The organism is Bacillus sp. FJAT-52991, assembly GCF_037201805.1.
Lineage (GTDB): Bacteria > Bacillota > Bacilli > Bacillales > Domibacillaceae > Bacillus_CE > Bacillus_CE kandeliae.
Genome location: NZ_CP147404.1, coordinates 3,177,592 through 3,192,361, shown reverse-complemented (window position 1 = coordinate 3,192,361; position 14,770 = coordinate 3,177,592). Strand labels below are relative to the sequence as shown.

General features: G+C 39.5%; 16 protein-coding genes. 14 read left to right on the top strand and 2 right to left on the bottom strand.

Annotated features, from left to right (window positions below; all coding sequences use genetic code 11):
* Positions 1–130: 130 nt before the first annotated feature.
* On the bottom strand, positions 131–772 hold the full coding sequence (locus WDJ61_RS16460) for a YigZ family protein (protein ID WP_338751666.1): 642 nt from the start codon (positions 770–772) through the stop codon (positions 131–133).
* Positions 773–1,149: 377 nt separating this feature from the next.
* Between WDJ61_RS16460 and WDJ61_RS16455 the strand changes: the two genes are divergently transcribed.
* The 6 genes from WDJ61_RS16455 (at position 1,150) to WDJ61_RS16430 (ending at position 6,092) form a co-directional block, all read left to right on the top strand.
* On the top strand, positions 1,150–2,304 hold the full coding sequence (locus WDJ61_RS16455; RefSeq protein WP_338751664.1) for a sensor histidine kinase: 1,155 nt from the start codon (positions 1,150–1,152) through the stop codon (positions 2,302–2,304).
* Positions 2,305–2,327: 23 nt separating this feature from the next.
* Positions 2,328–3,008: a response regulator transcription factor gene (locus tag WDJ61_RS16450; protein ID WP_338751662.1), complete on the top strand. Its 681-nt coding sequence runs from the start codon at positions 2,328–2,330 to the stop codon at positions 3,006–3,008.
* Between the two features lie 356 nt (positions 3,009–3,364).
* Complete coding sequence (locus tag WDJ61_RS16445; protein ID WP_338751660.1) at positions 3,365–3,901, top strand: hypothetical protein; 537 nt, start codon at positions 3,365–3,367, stop codon at positions 3,899–3,901.
* Positions 3,902–3,953: 52 nt separating this feature from the next.
* A complete protein-coding gene (locus WDJ61_RS16440) occupies positions 3,954–4,421 on the top strand; it encodes an S-ribosylhomocysteine lyase (RefSeq protein ID WP_338751656.1) in 468 nt (155 codons plus the stop codon).
* 160 nt (positions 4,422–4,581) lie between these two features.
* A complete protein-coding gene (locus WDJ61_RS16435; protein WP_338751654.1) occupies positions 4,582–5,082 on the top strand; it encodes a hypothetical protein in 501 nt (166 codons plus the stop codon).
* A 164-nt stretch (positions 5,083–5,246) separates the two neighbouring features.
* The gene (locus WDJ61_RS16430; RefSeq protein ID WP_338751649.1) at positions 5,247–6,092 is read left to right on the top strand and encodes a DegV family protein; all 846 of its coding nucleotides are present in this window, start codon (positions 5,247–5,249) and stop codon (positions 6,090–6,092) included.
* Positions 6,093–6,233: 141 nt separating this feature from the next.
* On the opposite strand, the gene WDJ61_RS16425 is transcribed toward WDJ61_RS16430, so the two are convergent.
* On the bottom strand, positions 6,234–7,991 hold the full coding sequence (locus WDJ61_RS16425; RefSeq protein ID WP_338751647.1) for a hypothetical protein: 1,758 nt from the start codon (positions 7,989–7,991) through the stop codon (positions 6,234–6,236).
* Positions 7,992–8,227: 236 nt separating this feature from the next.
* Between WDJ61_RS16425 and WDJ61_RS16420 the strand changes: the two genes are divergently transcribed.
* From WDJ61_RS16420 to WDJ61_RS16385, 8 genes are all read left to right on the top strand, one after another.
* Positions 8,228–9,577 (top strand): DEAD/DEAH box helicase, encoded by a 1,350-nt coding sequence (locus WDJ61_RS16420; protein WP_338751645.1) that lies wholly within the window; start codon positions 8,228–8,230, stop codon positions 9,575–9,577.
* Positions 9,574–10,278, top strand: coding sequence for a ComF family protein (locus WDJ61_RS16415; RefSeq protein WP_338751643.1), 705 nt, complete (start codon positions 9,574–9,576; stop codon positions 10,276–10,278). Before WDJ61_RS16420 ends, WDJ61_RS16415 begins: the two co-directional genes overlap by 4 nt.
* A gap of 35 nt (positions 10,279–10,313) precedes the next feature.
* A complete protein-coding gene (locus WDJ61_RS16410; RefSeq protein ID WP_338751641.1) occupies positions 10,314–10,739 on the top strand; it encodes a TIGR03826 family flagellar region protein in 426 nt (141 codons plus the stop codon).
* A gap of 108 nt (positions 10,740–10,847) precedes the next feature.
* Positions 10,848–11,114 carry a flagellar biosynthesis anti-sigma factor FlgM gene (gene flgM, locus WDJ61_RS16405; RefSeq protein WP_338751639.1) on the top strand — a complete coding sequence of 89 codons (267 nt, stop codon included), beginning with the start codon at positions 10,848–10,850 and terminating at the stop codon, positions 11,112–11,114.
* A gap of 41 nt (positions 11,115–11,155) precedes the next feature.
* Entirely contained in the window at positions 11,156–11,632 is a 477-nt protein-coding gene (locus tag WDJ61_RS16400; protein WP_338751637.1) for a flagellar protein FlgN, read from the top strand.
* Positions 11,633–11,701: 69 nt separating this feature from the next.
* Positions 11,702–13,219, top strand: a complete 1,518-nt coding sequence (gene flgK / locus WDJ61_RS16395; protein ID WP_338751635.1) for a flagellar hook-associated protein FlgK — start codon at positions 11,702–11,704, stop codon at positions 13,217–13,219.
* A gap of 24 nt (positions 13,220–13,243) precedes the next feature.
* A complete protein-coding gene (gene flgL, locus WDJ61_RS16390) occupies positions 13,244–14,122 on the top strand; it encodes a flagellar hook-associated protein FlgL (RefSeq protein ID WP_338751633.1) in 879 nt (292 codons plus the stop codon).
* A gap of 43 nt (positions 14,123–14,165) precedes the next feature.
* Positions 14,166–14,756, top strand: a complete 591-nt coding sequence (locus WDJ61_RS16385) for a DUF6470 family protein (RefSeq protein ID WP_338751631.1) — start codon at positions 14,166–14,168, stop codon at positions 14,754–14,756.
* The last annotated feature ends 14 nt before the right edge of the window (positions 14,757–14,770 follow it).

The following is a 14,770-nucleotide window of genomic DNA, read 5'->3' as shown; positions in this document are numbered from 1 at the left end:
AATTCCTAAGCTCCTTCAATAATTAATCTTGCCAAGGGAATAGCTAACTTCAACATTGTTGCTCATACTTTGATAAAATAGCCCAAGTTCTATTTTACTATGATTACATTTAACAGTAAATTTTATTTTTTCAATTGCAGTCAATTAGTTGTTCTTGGTAAAGTACTTCGCCTTCATGAATGACTGCTTGTCCGTTTGTTAACTCCGTCATCCACTGGATAAATACTTCTTTTTCATTTTCTTTAACGAAGGTTTCAATCTCGACAGTATCTAAATAATGAATATCTTTAATGGAGTAAGTGGAAGAACGTAATTCGTTTTCAATTTTGCCGAGCCAAGTATAGTCAATCGTTGTTTTCATAATTTGCATGAGACGACGCTCAACGACACCAGTTGCGTTAATTCCTTCAGACACTGCTTTGCCATAAGCTCGAATTAATCCACCTGTACCTAATTTAATGCCCCCGAAATAACGGGTAACGACAACGACTGTATCTTTTAAATTTCGTTTTTTCAATACTTCAAGCATCGGAACACCCGCTGTTCCACTCGGTTCTCCGTCATCGTTTGCCTTTTGAATGGAATTTGTTTCTCCGATCATATAAGCGGAGCAGTTATGTGTGGCATTCCAATTCTGTTTTTTTATATCGGCGATAAATTGTTGCGCTTCTTCTTCTGTCTCCACCCGGTTGATGTAGGCAATAAACCGCGACTTTTGTATAATGATTTCATTTTCTCCATAGCCTTTAACTGTATAGTATTGAGATAACAATAGACATGCCTCCAATTCATATGAAAAAATATCGACATCAAATACCTATAATATATAAAAATAGAAAAAGAAAAAAGTTATATCTCCACTGACATCACTTTTTAATCAAATGGTCATGCAACTTTAAGCTAAGTTAAAAGTTTACGTGTTATAATACAATTGTCATCACTTGAAGATATGTATGTTTTATTTTAGATCGTAATGGTTACATAATGAGTAAAGATTCCGTGTATAATTATAAAGACTTAAGACCTATTGAATGTTGCATAAATGACAAATACATGCCTTTTTAATTAAATTTCCATGAAATTGTCTGTTCTTTCTAGTGAAAAAGTGGAGATACAGGTAAAATGGTATTGTCGGAGGAAGGACATTCTATGTTTAATATGAACAATAATATAGCCGTTTTAGATACGATTTTAAAAAAAATCATTGAAACCGTAGACAATAGTAAAGGAGAAATTTTTACTATTGCGGAACAAAGTAGAAAGGATCATCAAATATTACTTGTTGAACTAAATAGTGTTCGCGATCAAGTACATACGTTAATCCATGAGCAGGACCAACTCGAGCTGAAAGTAAAAATGGCTAGGAAAAAATTAGCGGAAGTGAGCAAGAATTTTCACTCCTACTCTGAGGACTTTGTCCGTGATACTTATGAGAGAGCTCATGACTTGCAATTGAAGCTATTGATCTCACGGCAAAGTGAGAAGCAGCTGATTGAAAAGCGAAATGATTTGGAAAGGCGACTGGTATCGGTTGAGTCCACGATTGAGCGAGCGGAACATCTTGTCACCCAAGTATCTGTTGTTTTAAACTATTTGAGTCAGGATATGAAGAAAATTGGTGAAGTGCTAGAAGATGCTCGCTTAAAGCAAGAATTCGGTTTTCAAATTATGGAGGCGCAAGAAGAGGAAAGAAAGAGACTATCAAGAGAAATTCATGATGGTCCTGCTCAAATGATGGCGAACGTTCTATTGAGATCAGACTTGATAGAGAAACTATATAAAGAACGTGATGTAGAAGAAGCATTTCAAGAACTTCGCAGCTTGAAAAAAATGGTTCGTTCAGCGTTGTATGAAGTGAGAAGAATTATCTATGATTTACGCCCGATGGCTTTAGATGATCTAGGTTTAATTCCGACTATAAAAAAATATTTAGCAACGATTGAAGAATATTCGCAATCATTAAATAAATCAACAAAAATTTATTTTGTTAACATGGGAGCCGAAAAGCGCTTACCAGCTAAATTAGAAGTAGCCTTATTCCGACTCATACAGGAATCTGTACAAAATGCTCTCAAACATTCTGAAGCAAGTGAGATCACTGTAAAGTTAGAAATCAGTAAACAGAATGTACTAGCTGTCGTGAAAGATAATGGTAAGGGATTTGATGTCACAGAGAAAAAGAAAGGGTCATTTGGCATCATTGGGATGAAGGAACGACTAGAGCTTCTAGAGGGGGAACTGTCGATTCAATCCAAACCGAATCAAGGAACTTTAGTTATGATTAGTATTCCTATTTTAGAATAGCATTGTATAAAGGGGGAAGTAAGATGAAAACAAATATCGTTATTATCGATGACCATCAATTATTTCGCGAGGGAGTTAAGCGAATTTTAGAATTTGAAGAATCATTTGACGTGGTAGCTGAAGGAGATGACGGAGCGGAAGCGATGAAGCTCGTCATTGAACATAGTCCGGACGTTGTTTTGATGGATATCAATATGCCGCAAATCAACGGGGTCGAGGCGACACGTGAGCTTGTGGACAAGTTTCCGAATACGAAAGTCATCATTTTAAGTATTCACGATGATGAGAATTATGTTACACATGCCTTAAAATCTGGAGCTATGGGTTATTTATTGAAAGAAATGGATGCAGACGCTTTAATTGAAGCAGTCAAAGTAGTTTCCGATGGAGGCTCTTACTTACATCCACGCGTGACTCACAACCTCATTAAAGATTATCGTCGCCTAGCAAATGATGAAGGAAAAGGAAAGGGCTTCCAACAAGTAGAAGTGCGCCGTCCACTTCATTTACTCACGCGCCGTGAATGTGAAGTGCTACAACTTCTAGCTGACGGAAAAAGTAACCGAGGCATTGGAGATGCTCTATACATCAGTGAAAAAACCGTCAAAAACCACGTCAGCAATATACTGCAAAAAATGAACGTTAATGACCGTACTCAAGCGGTTGTCACCGCCATTAAAAAAGGCTGGGTAGAAGTGAGATAATCAACCAAAGATCGTCCATCTAACGGGCGGTCTTTTTTGTGTGATTGTCGTGACTGATTCGGAGCAAATGCCGACTGAATGGGGCTAGTTTTTTGTCCAAAAAGGGCCCTGTGGCTGATTGTCGGTCATAGGCGACTGATTATGTAGTTGTCGCGACTGATTAAAGATGAGAGCCGCCCAATTGTGGGGAATCTGTTCCTGATCAAGAGTGAAATCCGCCTGATCTCATACCTTTTCTTGATAATATTCCTCATTTAAGGTGTGTGTGTATTCCGATCATTGATCTGTCTCCTTTCTTTCAGTTGAGGAATACCTCAGTTTTAACATACAATAGTACGGAAGGGACGTGGATAAATATGTTAAGGTTGAAATGGATTGGCCTTGCTTTGTTAACTAGTGCTCTGCTTGTCGGCTGTGGAGCGGAGGAGGAGCAAGAGAAGAAGGAAGAGTCAAAGCAAGTAGAAGAAGCGAAGCCAGAAACGAATGAGACACAAAGTCAAACGGTAAAGCAACCAATCGAGGAAGCGAAAAATTTGCCTCCTGAAATAAAGGAAGAAATAATGGCTGCATTTGATCAGCACATTTCGGCATTTAACTCTAAGGACGTAGATGGTTACTTAGATACACTATCTAAGAATACTAGGGATATCGAAGAAGAGCGTCAATATTTAGAAAAAAGGTTTGATGTATATGACTTGAAAATGGAGCCACAGCATACGGAAATCATCAAATATGATGAAGAAAAACAAGAAGCTCATATATTTATCGTTATGAAATCAGTTACGAAGGATTTAGAAACAGGGAAAGAAGTTGAGAATGAGACACGACAAGTGATGACGTTTAAAAAGGAAGAAGGAGAATGGAAACAAGCCGCTTTGTCTGCTATGCAATAATATCTAAATATTGTTATAATAAAGACAATTTATAATCAAAGGGGTGCAATACATGACAAATCAACAGCGAATGAACGTTGAAAGCTTTAATTTGGACCATACAAAAGTGAAGGCGCCATATATTCGATTGGCTGGCATAAAAGAAGGAGTCAACGGAGACAAAATTCATAAATATGACCTTCGTTTTTGTCAGCCAAATCTGGAGCATATGGACATGCCTGCTCTTCATTCATTGGAGCATATGATGGCAGAATTCAGTCGTAATCACTCAGAGAAAATTGTTGATATTAGTCCAATGGGTTGCCAAACAGGTTATTATTTGTCCGTTATTAATCATGATAATTATGAAGATATTTTGCGAATTGTCGAGCGGACGTTGCAGGATGTGCTCGAGGCGACCGAGGTGCCCGCTTGCAATGAAGTGCAATGTGGTTGGGCGGCAAGTCACAGCTTAGAAGGTGCAAAAGAGATCGCTCAAGGCATACTGGAAAAGCGCAGCGAGTGGACGGAAATTTTTTAACAGAAACAGGCTGTTTCTTAAAGAGAGCAGCCTGTTTTTTTATGGGGTTTATATATGTAAAAAATAGGTTTAATAAACATTTTTTTAACCTACTAAACTTCTAACCCATTCCAAACCTCCCTTTCTTGAATTTAATGGAAGTATAAGAGAGGAGGTGATGATGATGTGTAGACAGTGCAGTGGACATAAAGATAAAGATTGGAAAGACGATCATTCTCAAAAAAATAAGCAAGCCAGTTTCGTTGATTTTGAGTTTTTTACACTAGATCCCAACATCTCAATTGACAACCGTTTCGAATTGCCAGAAGATGTTCAAACGCCTGTAGCTTCAGTTACTTTGGATGAAGTGAAGAAAGGAAATCTCGTTTGGCTAAACGGTGTTTTCGGATTAGATAATGATGATAATAATGTTCGTGAAGTGGTAATGAGAATCTTTAAAGGCAGCCCACTGGTATTTATCCCAGGCCAAGAGATTTATTTAGCAAGAATTGAGATTGATGATGAAGGTAATGATGATCAAGTGGTAGAGCCATTAGCTCATGTAGATGTAATCGATTCCAATGACCGAAACTTGACATACACGGTGACATTACAACCAGATGGAGATGATGTTTTTCTAAATGGTCCAGTCACATTTACAGCGGTATTAATTAAAAAGTAAGGAAAAATAAGACTGTTTCCAAAAGACTTGGCTCTTTGGGGCAGTCTTTTATAGTTAACGAGAATAAAATTGTACGAAAATCGTGCAAAAGCTACTCTTTTCTTATAGAATAAGAAGAACATGGCACTTCTAACGTCAAATTTGAAAATAAGGTAGGTATAAATATGAAAACGGCAATTGTAACGGATAGTACAGCCTATCTTCCGAAAGAATTGCGTGACCAATTAAACATACATATGATCCCATTAAGTGTGATTATCGGGCAAGACACATATCGGGAAGAACTTGATATTACGGCTGAACAGTTTTACGAAAAAGTTCGCGAAGAGGAAAAATTTCCAACCACTTCACAGCCGCCGATCGGTCAGTTTGTGAAATTATATGAAGAGTTGGCCAAAGATTATGATGCGGTCGTGGGCGTTTATTTATCCAGTGGCATTAGCGGTACGTTCCAGACGTCAATTGCAGCTGGTGAAATGGTAGAAGGACTTGATGTGTATTCCTTCGATTCTGAAATTAGCTGTGGGCCCCAAGCTTTTTATGTGCTTCGAGCAGCGGAGTTAGCCAATCAAGGACAAGGGCCTGAAGAAATCCTAGCAGCACTTCAAGAGATGAAACCATTCATTCGTGCGTATTTCATGGTCGATGACTTAAACCATTTAAAGCGTGGAGGTCGCCTAAATGGTGCCCAAGCATTTATTGGTGGATTATTACAAGTAAAGCCAATTCTTCACTTTGTGGATAAACTTATCGTCCCATTTGAAAAAATTCGTACAAGTAAAAAAGCTTTAAAACGCGTCGCTGATTTATTCGAAGAGGATTACAAAAAAGGCGAGCCGCTTCAAGCGGTCATTATTCACGCCAATCGTGAACAAGAAGCAAATGAATGGTGCGAAAGTCTGCAACAGCGCTTTCCGGAAGCCGAATTCGACATCGGCTACTTCGGTCCCGTCATCGGTACACACTTAGGTGAAGGTTCACTTGGCATGGGTTGGGTGAAGAGAAATTGATAAATGAAAGAGGCTGATCTCATGAAGGAGTCAGCCTCTTTGTTCAATTAATAATCAATCTATAAAAGGTAAAACTTTATGAATTGTATTGTCCATTGATCGACTCGGTAGAATGAATGTGTTTCTGGCAATTCATCTAAGTTAAGTTTCTTTGCTATGTGTCTCGGCGCTAATCGCTCTGTTGGCGAGGTCATCAAAGCCTTGCTCTTTAAGAAGAGAAATGATTTCTGGTTTGATAGCAATTTTATTATCTACTAAATATGTTGCTTTAGAACGAATCATTTTGTCAAAGATTGGGCTACGTGATAGACCCACTTCTTCAAGTTCCTTCTGATTTAGTAGCAAATCCATCAATGTCAGCCAAGTATAATCCGTGCCCCCAAAATTCTTCTTAGCATCAATATGATACCATAGATCACCATTGCTACGAATCCAACCAGGATAAAGGTTTTCAATACCTGCTTGTATTTCTTGAGCGGTATTCAAATATACGGGGTTATTTGTTTGTTGATATGTTTCCAATAATAATCTCATTTCCCCAAGTGCATGGTTAAGTGATGCGTGGGTAATGACCTTACTCTCTGGAGAATAATAGTCAGCAATAAGATAGCCTGATGGTGTGATATTTATAACATTTTTCGCTTCTTTTTGGTCGACAAGGAAATCTGCATAACGCAGGTTGACATTTTTGAGCTCAGGAATATTCAATATTTCACTTGAATTTTTCAAAAATAGTGCGGCTTTTTCATTATGGCGAGTATCCACATAAGGAGCAGTAAAACCGTATGGTTCTTTCAAATAGGTGCTTGTATATTCTGTTAGAAATATCGGTGACTTTCCAGCTGTCAACGCCCCTTTGGAAAGTGTATCAAGATCAGCAATGGAATTAATAACTAGGTCGTAGAAGTAACGCTCTTTGTTCTCGCTATAGGCATCTAAATAAATACTACCTTCCAAGTTACCAATGCTACGACCGAAGCCCATTTTATAGCTGGGTTCGATTGACCATGGTAGCTTTGTATAAGCACCGTCAGCTGTGAGCCACTTGTTAATTACTCGGTATTCTTTGATCGTACGTTTGAACCATTCATCTCGATTGGTAGCACTCGCAAATAGTGGTTTTTGGGAAATGAGTGCCCAGTTTTCAGAGATGGATTTTCCTTTGACCGACATGTTCAAGTGAGAAGTGATTAGATTTTTCTCTTTGTCCTCATAAATTTGGTAGCTTTCATATTCATCTTTAAATTCACGAAGAACAGATTTCTGTCCATTTGAATAATTTTGTTGACGATGAAGAGATACATAGTTTTTGCCCATCATCACTTCGTTTGTCGTTGCGTTCCCTTTTTTAGTAGATAGAATACCGATAGGATGAGAAGTTGGGTCGACTCCAAACGTTGAATCATGAGTTTGATTCACTTTTCCGTAAGATTCATACTTTGTTAAAGTATAATGATCAGATTGTTGGAACGGCATAATTACAGACGCAGAGTAGTCACTGTTACTATTATTAACAAATTTCGTGAAAACAAAGACATCGCCATTGTCGAGTTTTCTTAAGGTTACTCGCATAGACCCAAGGGGTTTTGATGGATCGCCCATATGATAGTAATAGTGTGTGTCTGTTGAACGAATATGAACGTCGGTTGTACGCTTGTGATAAGTGAGCGGCACTTCATTAGTATTCATTCGAACTTTGATATATTGTTTATCGTCTATTGGGATCGTTACCTCAGATGAATTTTTATCATTACCAGAAACTGTTCCAGCATCCGTTAGTGTCTCACTCTCTTTATGAGCCCGCTGCTTTTTCGTATCATCAAATGTCTGCATTGAGGCCTGTATGGCAAATATTAAAACCAAAATGAAAACAGCCAAGCCTATTATAAACTTTCGCATAATAACCCCTTTCTAACAAAAAATCATTGTATTATTTTATCATACCACCATTTTTTCTCTATTAGAATATAGCACCATTACAGAGTTATTATTAAAAATGAATGATGGAAAAGACAGGAAAAACAATAATTGTGTCGAAAAAACTAGAGAATTTACTACTCGTGAGCAATGAAATGACTGAGTGACTCCTATATACTACTAATGTAAGACAAAATTATATGTAAGGAGTTGACTACATGAATCAAGAGTTGTCTTTCTTCCTCTCCGGGCGATTATTGCTTCAAGAAGAAATCCCCTTTCCCCTTCAGGATCAACCTGTTCAATTTCTCCAAGGTGTGTTCAAAGAAAAAAATCAATATCACTGTGCTAGATGTGGCAATCATAACGATGAACTTTTTGCTTCATTCCCATGTGCCCGCTGTGGTCAAATGTGCACGTATTGCCGTCATTGTTTAATGATGGGGCGAGTGTCGGAGTGTTCTCGGCTTGTGTGCTGGACGGGCTCAGCTCCGATCAAGCGTGAAGATGGTCGATTGAATTGGGAAGGTCAGTTGTCGAAAGGGCAGCTTGTAGCTTCTGATGCAGTCGTCGAGGCGGTGGAAGAAAATAGTGAGTGGCTGATTTGGGCGGTATGCGGCGCTGGAAAAACAGAGGTGTTATTCCGTGGTATTGAAACGGCTCTGCAAGCAAAAAAACGAGTGTGCATCGCCACACCAAGAACGGATGTCGTGCTAGAGTTGGCTCCAAGGCTACAAAAGGTCTTTCCGACTGTTGGTGTCGCTGCTCTTTACGGTGGCAGCCCCGATCGTCATAAATATAGCTCCCTCGTTGTCACGACAACGCATCAGCTTTTCCGTTTTCAAGAAGCATTTGATGTGATGATTGTCGATGAAGTCGATGCCTTCCCTTACTTCTATGATCCCGCGTTACAGTTTGCAGTCCACAAATCCCGCAAGCCAAACTCGGCCCTCATTTATTTAACAGCGACTCCGAACGAACAATGGCAATTAGAATGTAAATTGGGTAAAAGAAATCATACGAAGATCTCTGCACGTTTTCATCGTTATCCGCTACCAGTCCCGCAAGTGCGTTGGTGTGGCCGCTGGCAAAAGGCCTTCATCAAAGGGAAAATCCCACCAAAAGTGGAAGATTGGGTGAAGTCTCGACTTGCCTCAGATAAACAAGCACTCCTCTTTTTCCCTCATATTGACCTAATGGAACAAGCTTTGCCCATTTTTCAACAGTTAGACCCGCATATTCAAGCTGTTCATGCCGAAGATCCCGAAAGAAAAGAAAAAGTCGCTCTTATGCGAGAAAAAAAGCTCCTCTTACTTTTAACGACAACAATTTTGGAACGAGGCGTGACCTTTCCGAATATTGATGTGGCGGTGATCGGGGCGGAGGATGATATTTTCACTGAAAGTGCACTCGTGCAAATCGCTGGTCGGGCCGGGCGAAGTGCTGATTTTCCAGATGGGGTTGTCACATTTTTTCACTTTGGTCGCACGAAAGCGATGCTACGAGCGATCGCTCATATTGAAGCGATGAACAAGGAAGGACGGGAGAGGGGGCTGATTGACGGATGAGTAGATGCTTATTGTGCCATCAGGAAACGATGTTACAATTGAATTGGCGCCAGTTTTTATGCATAGAGGAAGCGACCGAGCTGTGCGACAAATGCCGGGAAATGTTTGTGCGAATTGAAGGTGAACGCTGTCAAAAATGTTCGCGGCCGCTTGATGAACTCGAGGATGCGTATAAAAAGGATGGATGGTGTCAAGATTGCTTGCACTGGGAACAGGACCCGTTATTTCAAGGAGTACTAGAAAAAAACATCTCTATATTTATCTACAATGACGCAATGAAGGAGTGGGTCGCACGCTTTAAATATCGCGGCGATTATGTGCTCGCTCGTAGCTTTGCAGCGGATATTCGCCGAGTGATAGAAAAGCTAGATTATGATCAAGCGACTGTTATTCCATTAAGTGATGAGCGGCTTCGTGAGAGGGGATTTAACCAAGCAAAGGCATTAGCAACCGAAGCAGGCATCCAAGTAACGGAAATGATGGAGCGGGTGCATACGGAAAAACAGTCAAAGAAATCACGAATAGAGCGCATCAATGCCAAGCAAGTGTTTCGTTTAAATGAAAAAAATGATTGCCAAGATGAAAAAATATTAATTTTTGACGATATATATACTACAGGCTCTACGCTTAGACAGGCAGCCAAACTACTAAGGGAAGCAGGAGCCAAGGAAGTCTGCTCCTTTACACTCATTCGAGGGTAAATTAGCTATAGAAGAAAGTAGTTGGAGGAATGACCATGAGTGAAATCGTTAATTGTCCCCGCTGTGGTGACCTATATATGAGCAATGCATTTCGCGATGTATGTTCGAAATGTGCCAAGGAAGAAGAACAAATGTATGAAAAAGTGTATAAATTTTTGCGCCAACGGGAAAATCGTGCCGCAACGATTGAGCGTGTTGTAGAGGTGACAGGAGTAGACGAAGAGCTCATTCATAAATGGATGAAGAAAGGTCGTCTACATGCGACTCATTTTCCGAACATGGGCTATCCATGTGACCGTTGCGGAGCGATCATTAGTAGAGGAAAGCTTTGTGCGAAATGCACACAACAAATTGAAGATGATATAAAACAATTGAAGCGAGAAGAAAAGTTTCGAGAAGAGAAACAAGAGAATGAGCGTCAAACGACTTACTATGCCGTCAATAAAAAAAGTTTTAAATAGGGAAAATAGGAAAATCAGCTTAGTAAATGTCACTAAACTTTCATTTCTTTTTGCCGATATAAAGGAAAAATAGTAGTAAAACGGAAATCAGAAAGCGAGGGATATGCATTGAAAATTCAACGAACAGGCGTATCCGGAATCAACCCATACCAAAAGCAATTGAACAAACAAGAAGAAAATAAGAAGCTTTCCGGGATGCAAGCAGATAAGCTCGAAATTTCGTCCGCAGCGAAGGAAATGCAAGAAGCCTCTAAAGTGTTAGAAGCGCGTAAGGAGAAAATTTCTAGCCTGAAACAGCAAGTGGCTACTGGGGAGTATCAGCCGAATCCGGAACACATCGCCAAAGGACTTATCAATTTTTTCAGAAAACCATGAATAACTAGCGGCCCACCGCCAAGAAAGCAGAGGGAGACATCATGTCTGCACCAAAATTAATCGACGTACTAGACACAATGAACCGCCTGCATGAGATGCTCTATACGCTAGCAGAAAAGAAAACAGACATTATTAAACAAAACGATATGAACGGACTCGATCAATTGCTCAAGGAAGAGCAGAAATATGTCGCTGCTATTAATACAATGGAAAAAGAGCGGCAACAGCTGGCAGTTGAACTGACAGGAAAAGCAGATGCGACGCTTACCGATTGTCAAGAAGTAGTCACCGAACAAGAAAAACTCAAACTTCAAGCTATGAAAGAACAGCTAGCAGCAAAAGTCACAAAGCTCAAAGAACAAAATGAGCTAAACCAGCAGCTGATCTATCAATCCTTGCAGTTTGTCAACATGAGCATGAGTCTCATGAGACCACAACCAGAACATGCAACGTATAGCCATCCGACTCAAGGACAAACCGGACAGCCGAAGCGTTCAATGTTTGACTCACAAGCCTAAACAATTGAAGCGGTGAAAAAATACACCGCTTCTTCTAATGAAAACTAACCAAAAAATGGGAGGATCAACATGCGATCTACTTTTCATGGATTAGAAACCGCCAAACGCGGCATGTTTACACAACAAAGTGCTTTATACACAACCGGTCATAACATTTCAAATGCCAACACACCAGGCTACACACGCCAACGAGTCAACTTTCAAACGACTCAACCTTATCCTGGCGTAGGAATGAATCGCTCACAAATTCCTGGACAAATGGGAACAGGAGTGGAGGCAGGATCTGTGCAGCGAGTGAGGGATGGCTTTTTAGATACCCAGTTTCGCGGACAAAATCAGACACTAGGTTATTACGAGGCTAAAGCTTCAGCTTTATCACAAATGGAGGGAATTCTTAATGAATTTTCTACAGATGGAATTTCGAAAGTCATGGGTCAATTTTGGCAATCGTTACATGATTTAAGTGGTAATCCGGAAAGTGGAGGACCCCGTACAGTTGTACTAGAGCGTGGAAAAGCAGTGGCGGATACTTTTCACTATGTTTACAATTCTCTTACTACAATAAAAAAAGATTTAGGAAATGAAATTGGTGTAAGTGTTAAAGAGATTAACTCTTTACTTAAACAAATTAGTGATGTGAACAAGCAAATTGGAGAAATCGAGCCTCATGGTTATTTACCGAATGATTTATACGATCGCCGTGATAATTTAGTTGATCAACTATCTAAGTATGTAAATATTAAAGTCGAGAAAGTACCACCAAAAACACCGCCTGAAGGAAATGCCTCACCAATAGCCGAAGGACAATATAACATTAAATTAATTGGGAAAGATGGTTCTGAACAAGGTGACCTAGTTATTGGAGATAAACCTAGTGTTATCGGAATAGACCCAGCAACAGACCTTAATGGGGATGGTGTATTGGAGATTAATGATAACATTCAAAACATTACTTTAAATGGAGCAGCAATTAGTGTTTCAGATTTCTCGCCAGGTAAATTAAAAGGAATTATTGAAACATTTGGATATGGTGCGGATGAAGGCGCATACCCTGAAATGCTGAAACAGTTAGATAAGATGGCTTATGAGTTTGCGAAAGCATTCAACGAGCAACATGAGCAAGGTGTTGATTTGAATGGAGCAAAAGGGAAGCCGTTTTTCGATGGCGTAACAAGCGAAAAGGGAGCGGCTGCCAATATCGGTGTGGCAATTAAGGATCCTAATGAAATTGCAGCAGGTACGAAACCTGGAGAAAAAGGTGATGGTTCTAATGCATTGGCATTAGCCAAAGTTAAGGAGAAGCCTCTTGCAGGTTTAGGTAATACAACTGTTGACGCATTCTATCAAGGAATGGTTGGAAGACTAGGTGTAGACACACAAGAAGCAAAAAGACAAGCATCTAATAATGCAATATTACTTCAGTCAATCGAAGGAAATCGTCAATCGATTAGTTCCGTGTCTTTGGACGAAGAATTTACGGATATGATTCGCTTTCAGCATGCTTATAATGCGGCAGCGCGAAATATTACGGCTGTGGATGAAATGCTAGATAAAATTATTAATGGGATGGGCCGAGTCGGATTATAAAAAAATAGGTGGTGAGTAACAGTCATGAGAATTACACAATCAATGCTTTCAAACAATATGGTGAAAAACTTAAGCTCTAGCTATGAGAAAATGGGGAAATATCAAGATCAACTGGCGACAGGCAAGAAGATTAACCGTCCGTCGGATGATCCAGTTGTGGCGATGAAAGGTATTGCTTACCGAACAGGTTTAATGGAAGTCGAGCAATATAAACGAAATTTCGATGAAGCGTATAATTGGGTAGAAAATACCGATTCTGCTTTAGATAAAGCGACATTAGCGCTTCAACGTATAAGAGAATTGACCAATCAAGCTAGTAATGATACGTATGAAGAAACACAAAGAGTAGCGATGAAGCAAGAAATAGAACAATTAAAAGAGCATTTAAAAGATATTATTAATACAAAAGTTGGCGATAAATATATTTTTAACGGTACGGATACGACTAACCCGCCAATCCCAGCAGGAACGGATACTATTTCAACTAATACAAATCCAGTAATTATTGAATTATCAAAAGGTGTTGAAATTCCAGTGAACATCAGTCCGGGAACAGCCTTTAGCCCTGATCTATTAACGGATATCGAGGATTTAATGAATAAATTAGAATCACCAACAACCTCTGGCGAAGACTTAACCGGCTTTCTTGGTAAATTAGACAAGCATATTGACAAGATAACGAACGCTCGAGCAGAATTAGGAGCACGGATGAACCGTATTGAGTTAATGGAGGAACGTGTGCTAGAACAAGAAGTAACAGCTACTCGGATGTTATCAGACAATGAGGATGCCGATATTGAGCGAGTCATTACCGACTTAATAACTCAAGAAAGTGTTCACCGCGCTGCCCTTGGTGTGGGAGCACGTATTATTCAACCATCTTTACTGGACTTTTTACGCTAAGCTATTCCACAGGGGATAGCTTTTCTTTGTGAGGTGAAAGGAAATGAAATTGCCACAAATTAGAATGAACAGCCAATTTGCTCAAATTGAGTTAACGATACAAAAGCCTGTTCAATCAATTGAACAACCACAAGCTCAACTAGATATTGAACAACCGAAAGCGGAAATGACAATTGAAACAACACCAGCTCAACTTTCCATTGACCAAACAGCAGCTTGGGAAGCAATGGATTTAAAGCATATCTTTAGACGGATTGAAGAGTATGCTCAAAATGGTTATCAAGATTTCTTAGCAGGTATCGCTAGAAGAGCACAAGACGGTGATCAGCTAATGAAAATTGAACATGGTGGAAAAGCGCTAGAAGATATTGCAAAGCGCAATAGCGAGAAGGAGCCAAAACAACTTCACCTCGGCTGGGTTCCACCGCATTTTAGTGTGAAAAATAACCATAAACCAAAAACGCTTGAGATCCACTGGGAGCCGAAAAAGGTTATTAACAATACAAAAGCACAAAAGCCGATTATTGATTATCAACCAGGTGAAGTAACAACAGATATGAATCAGCGAGAATCATTAGATATTGATTTTGTCAATTTAAAGTTTAAAAATATGAATTTTGAGATAGAAATATAAGTGAAGGATCGTGA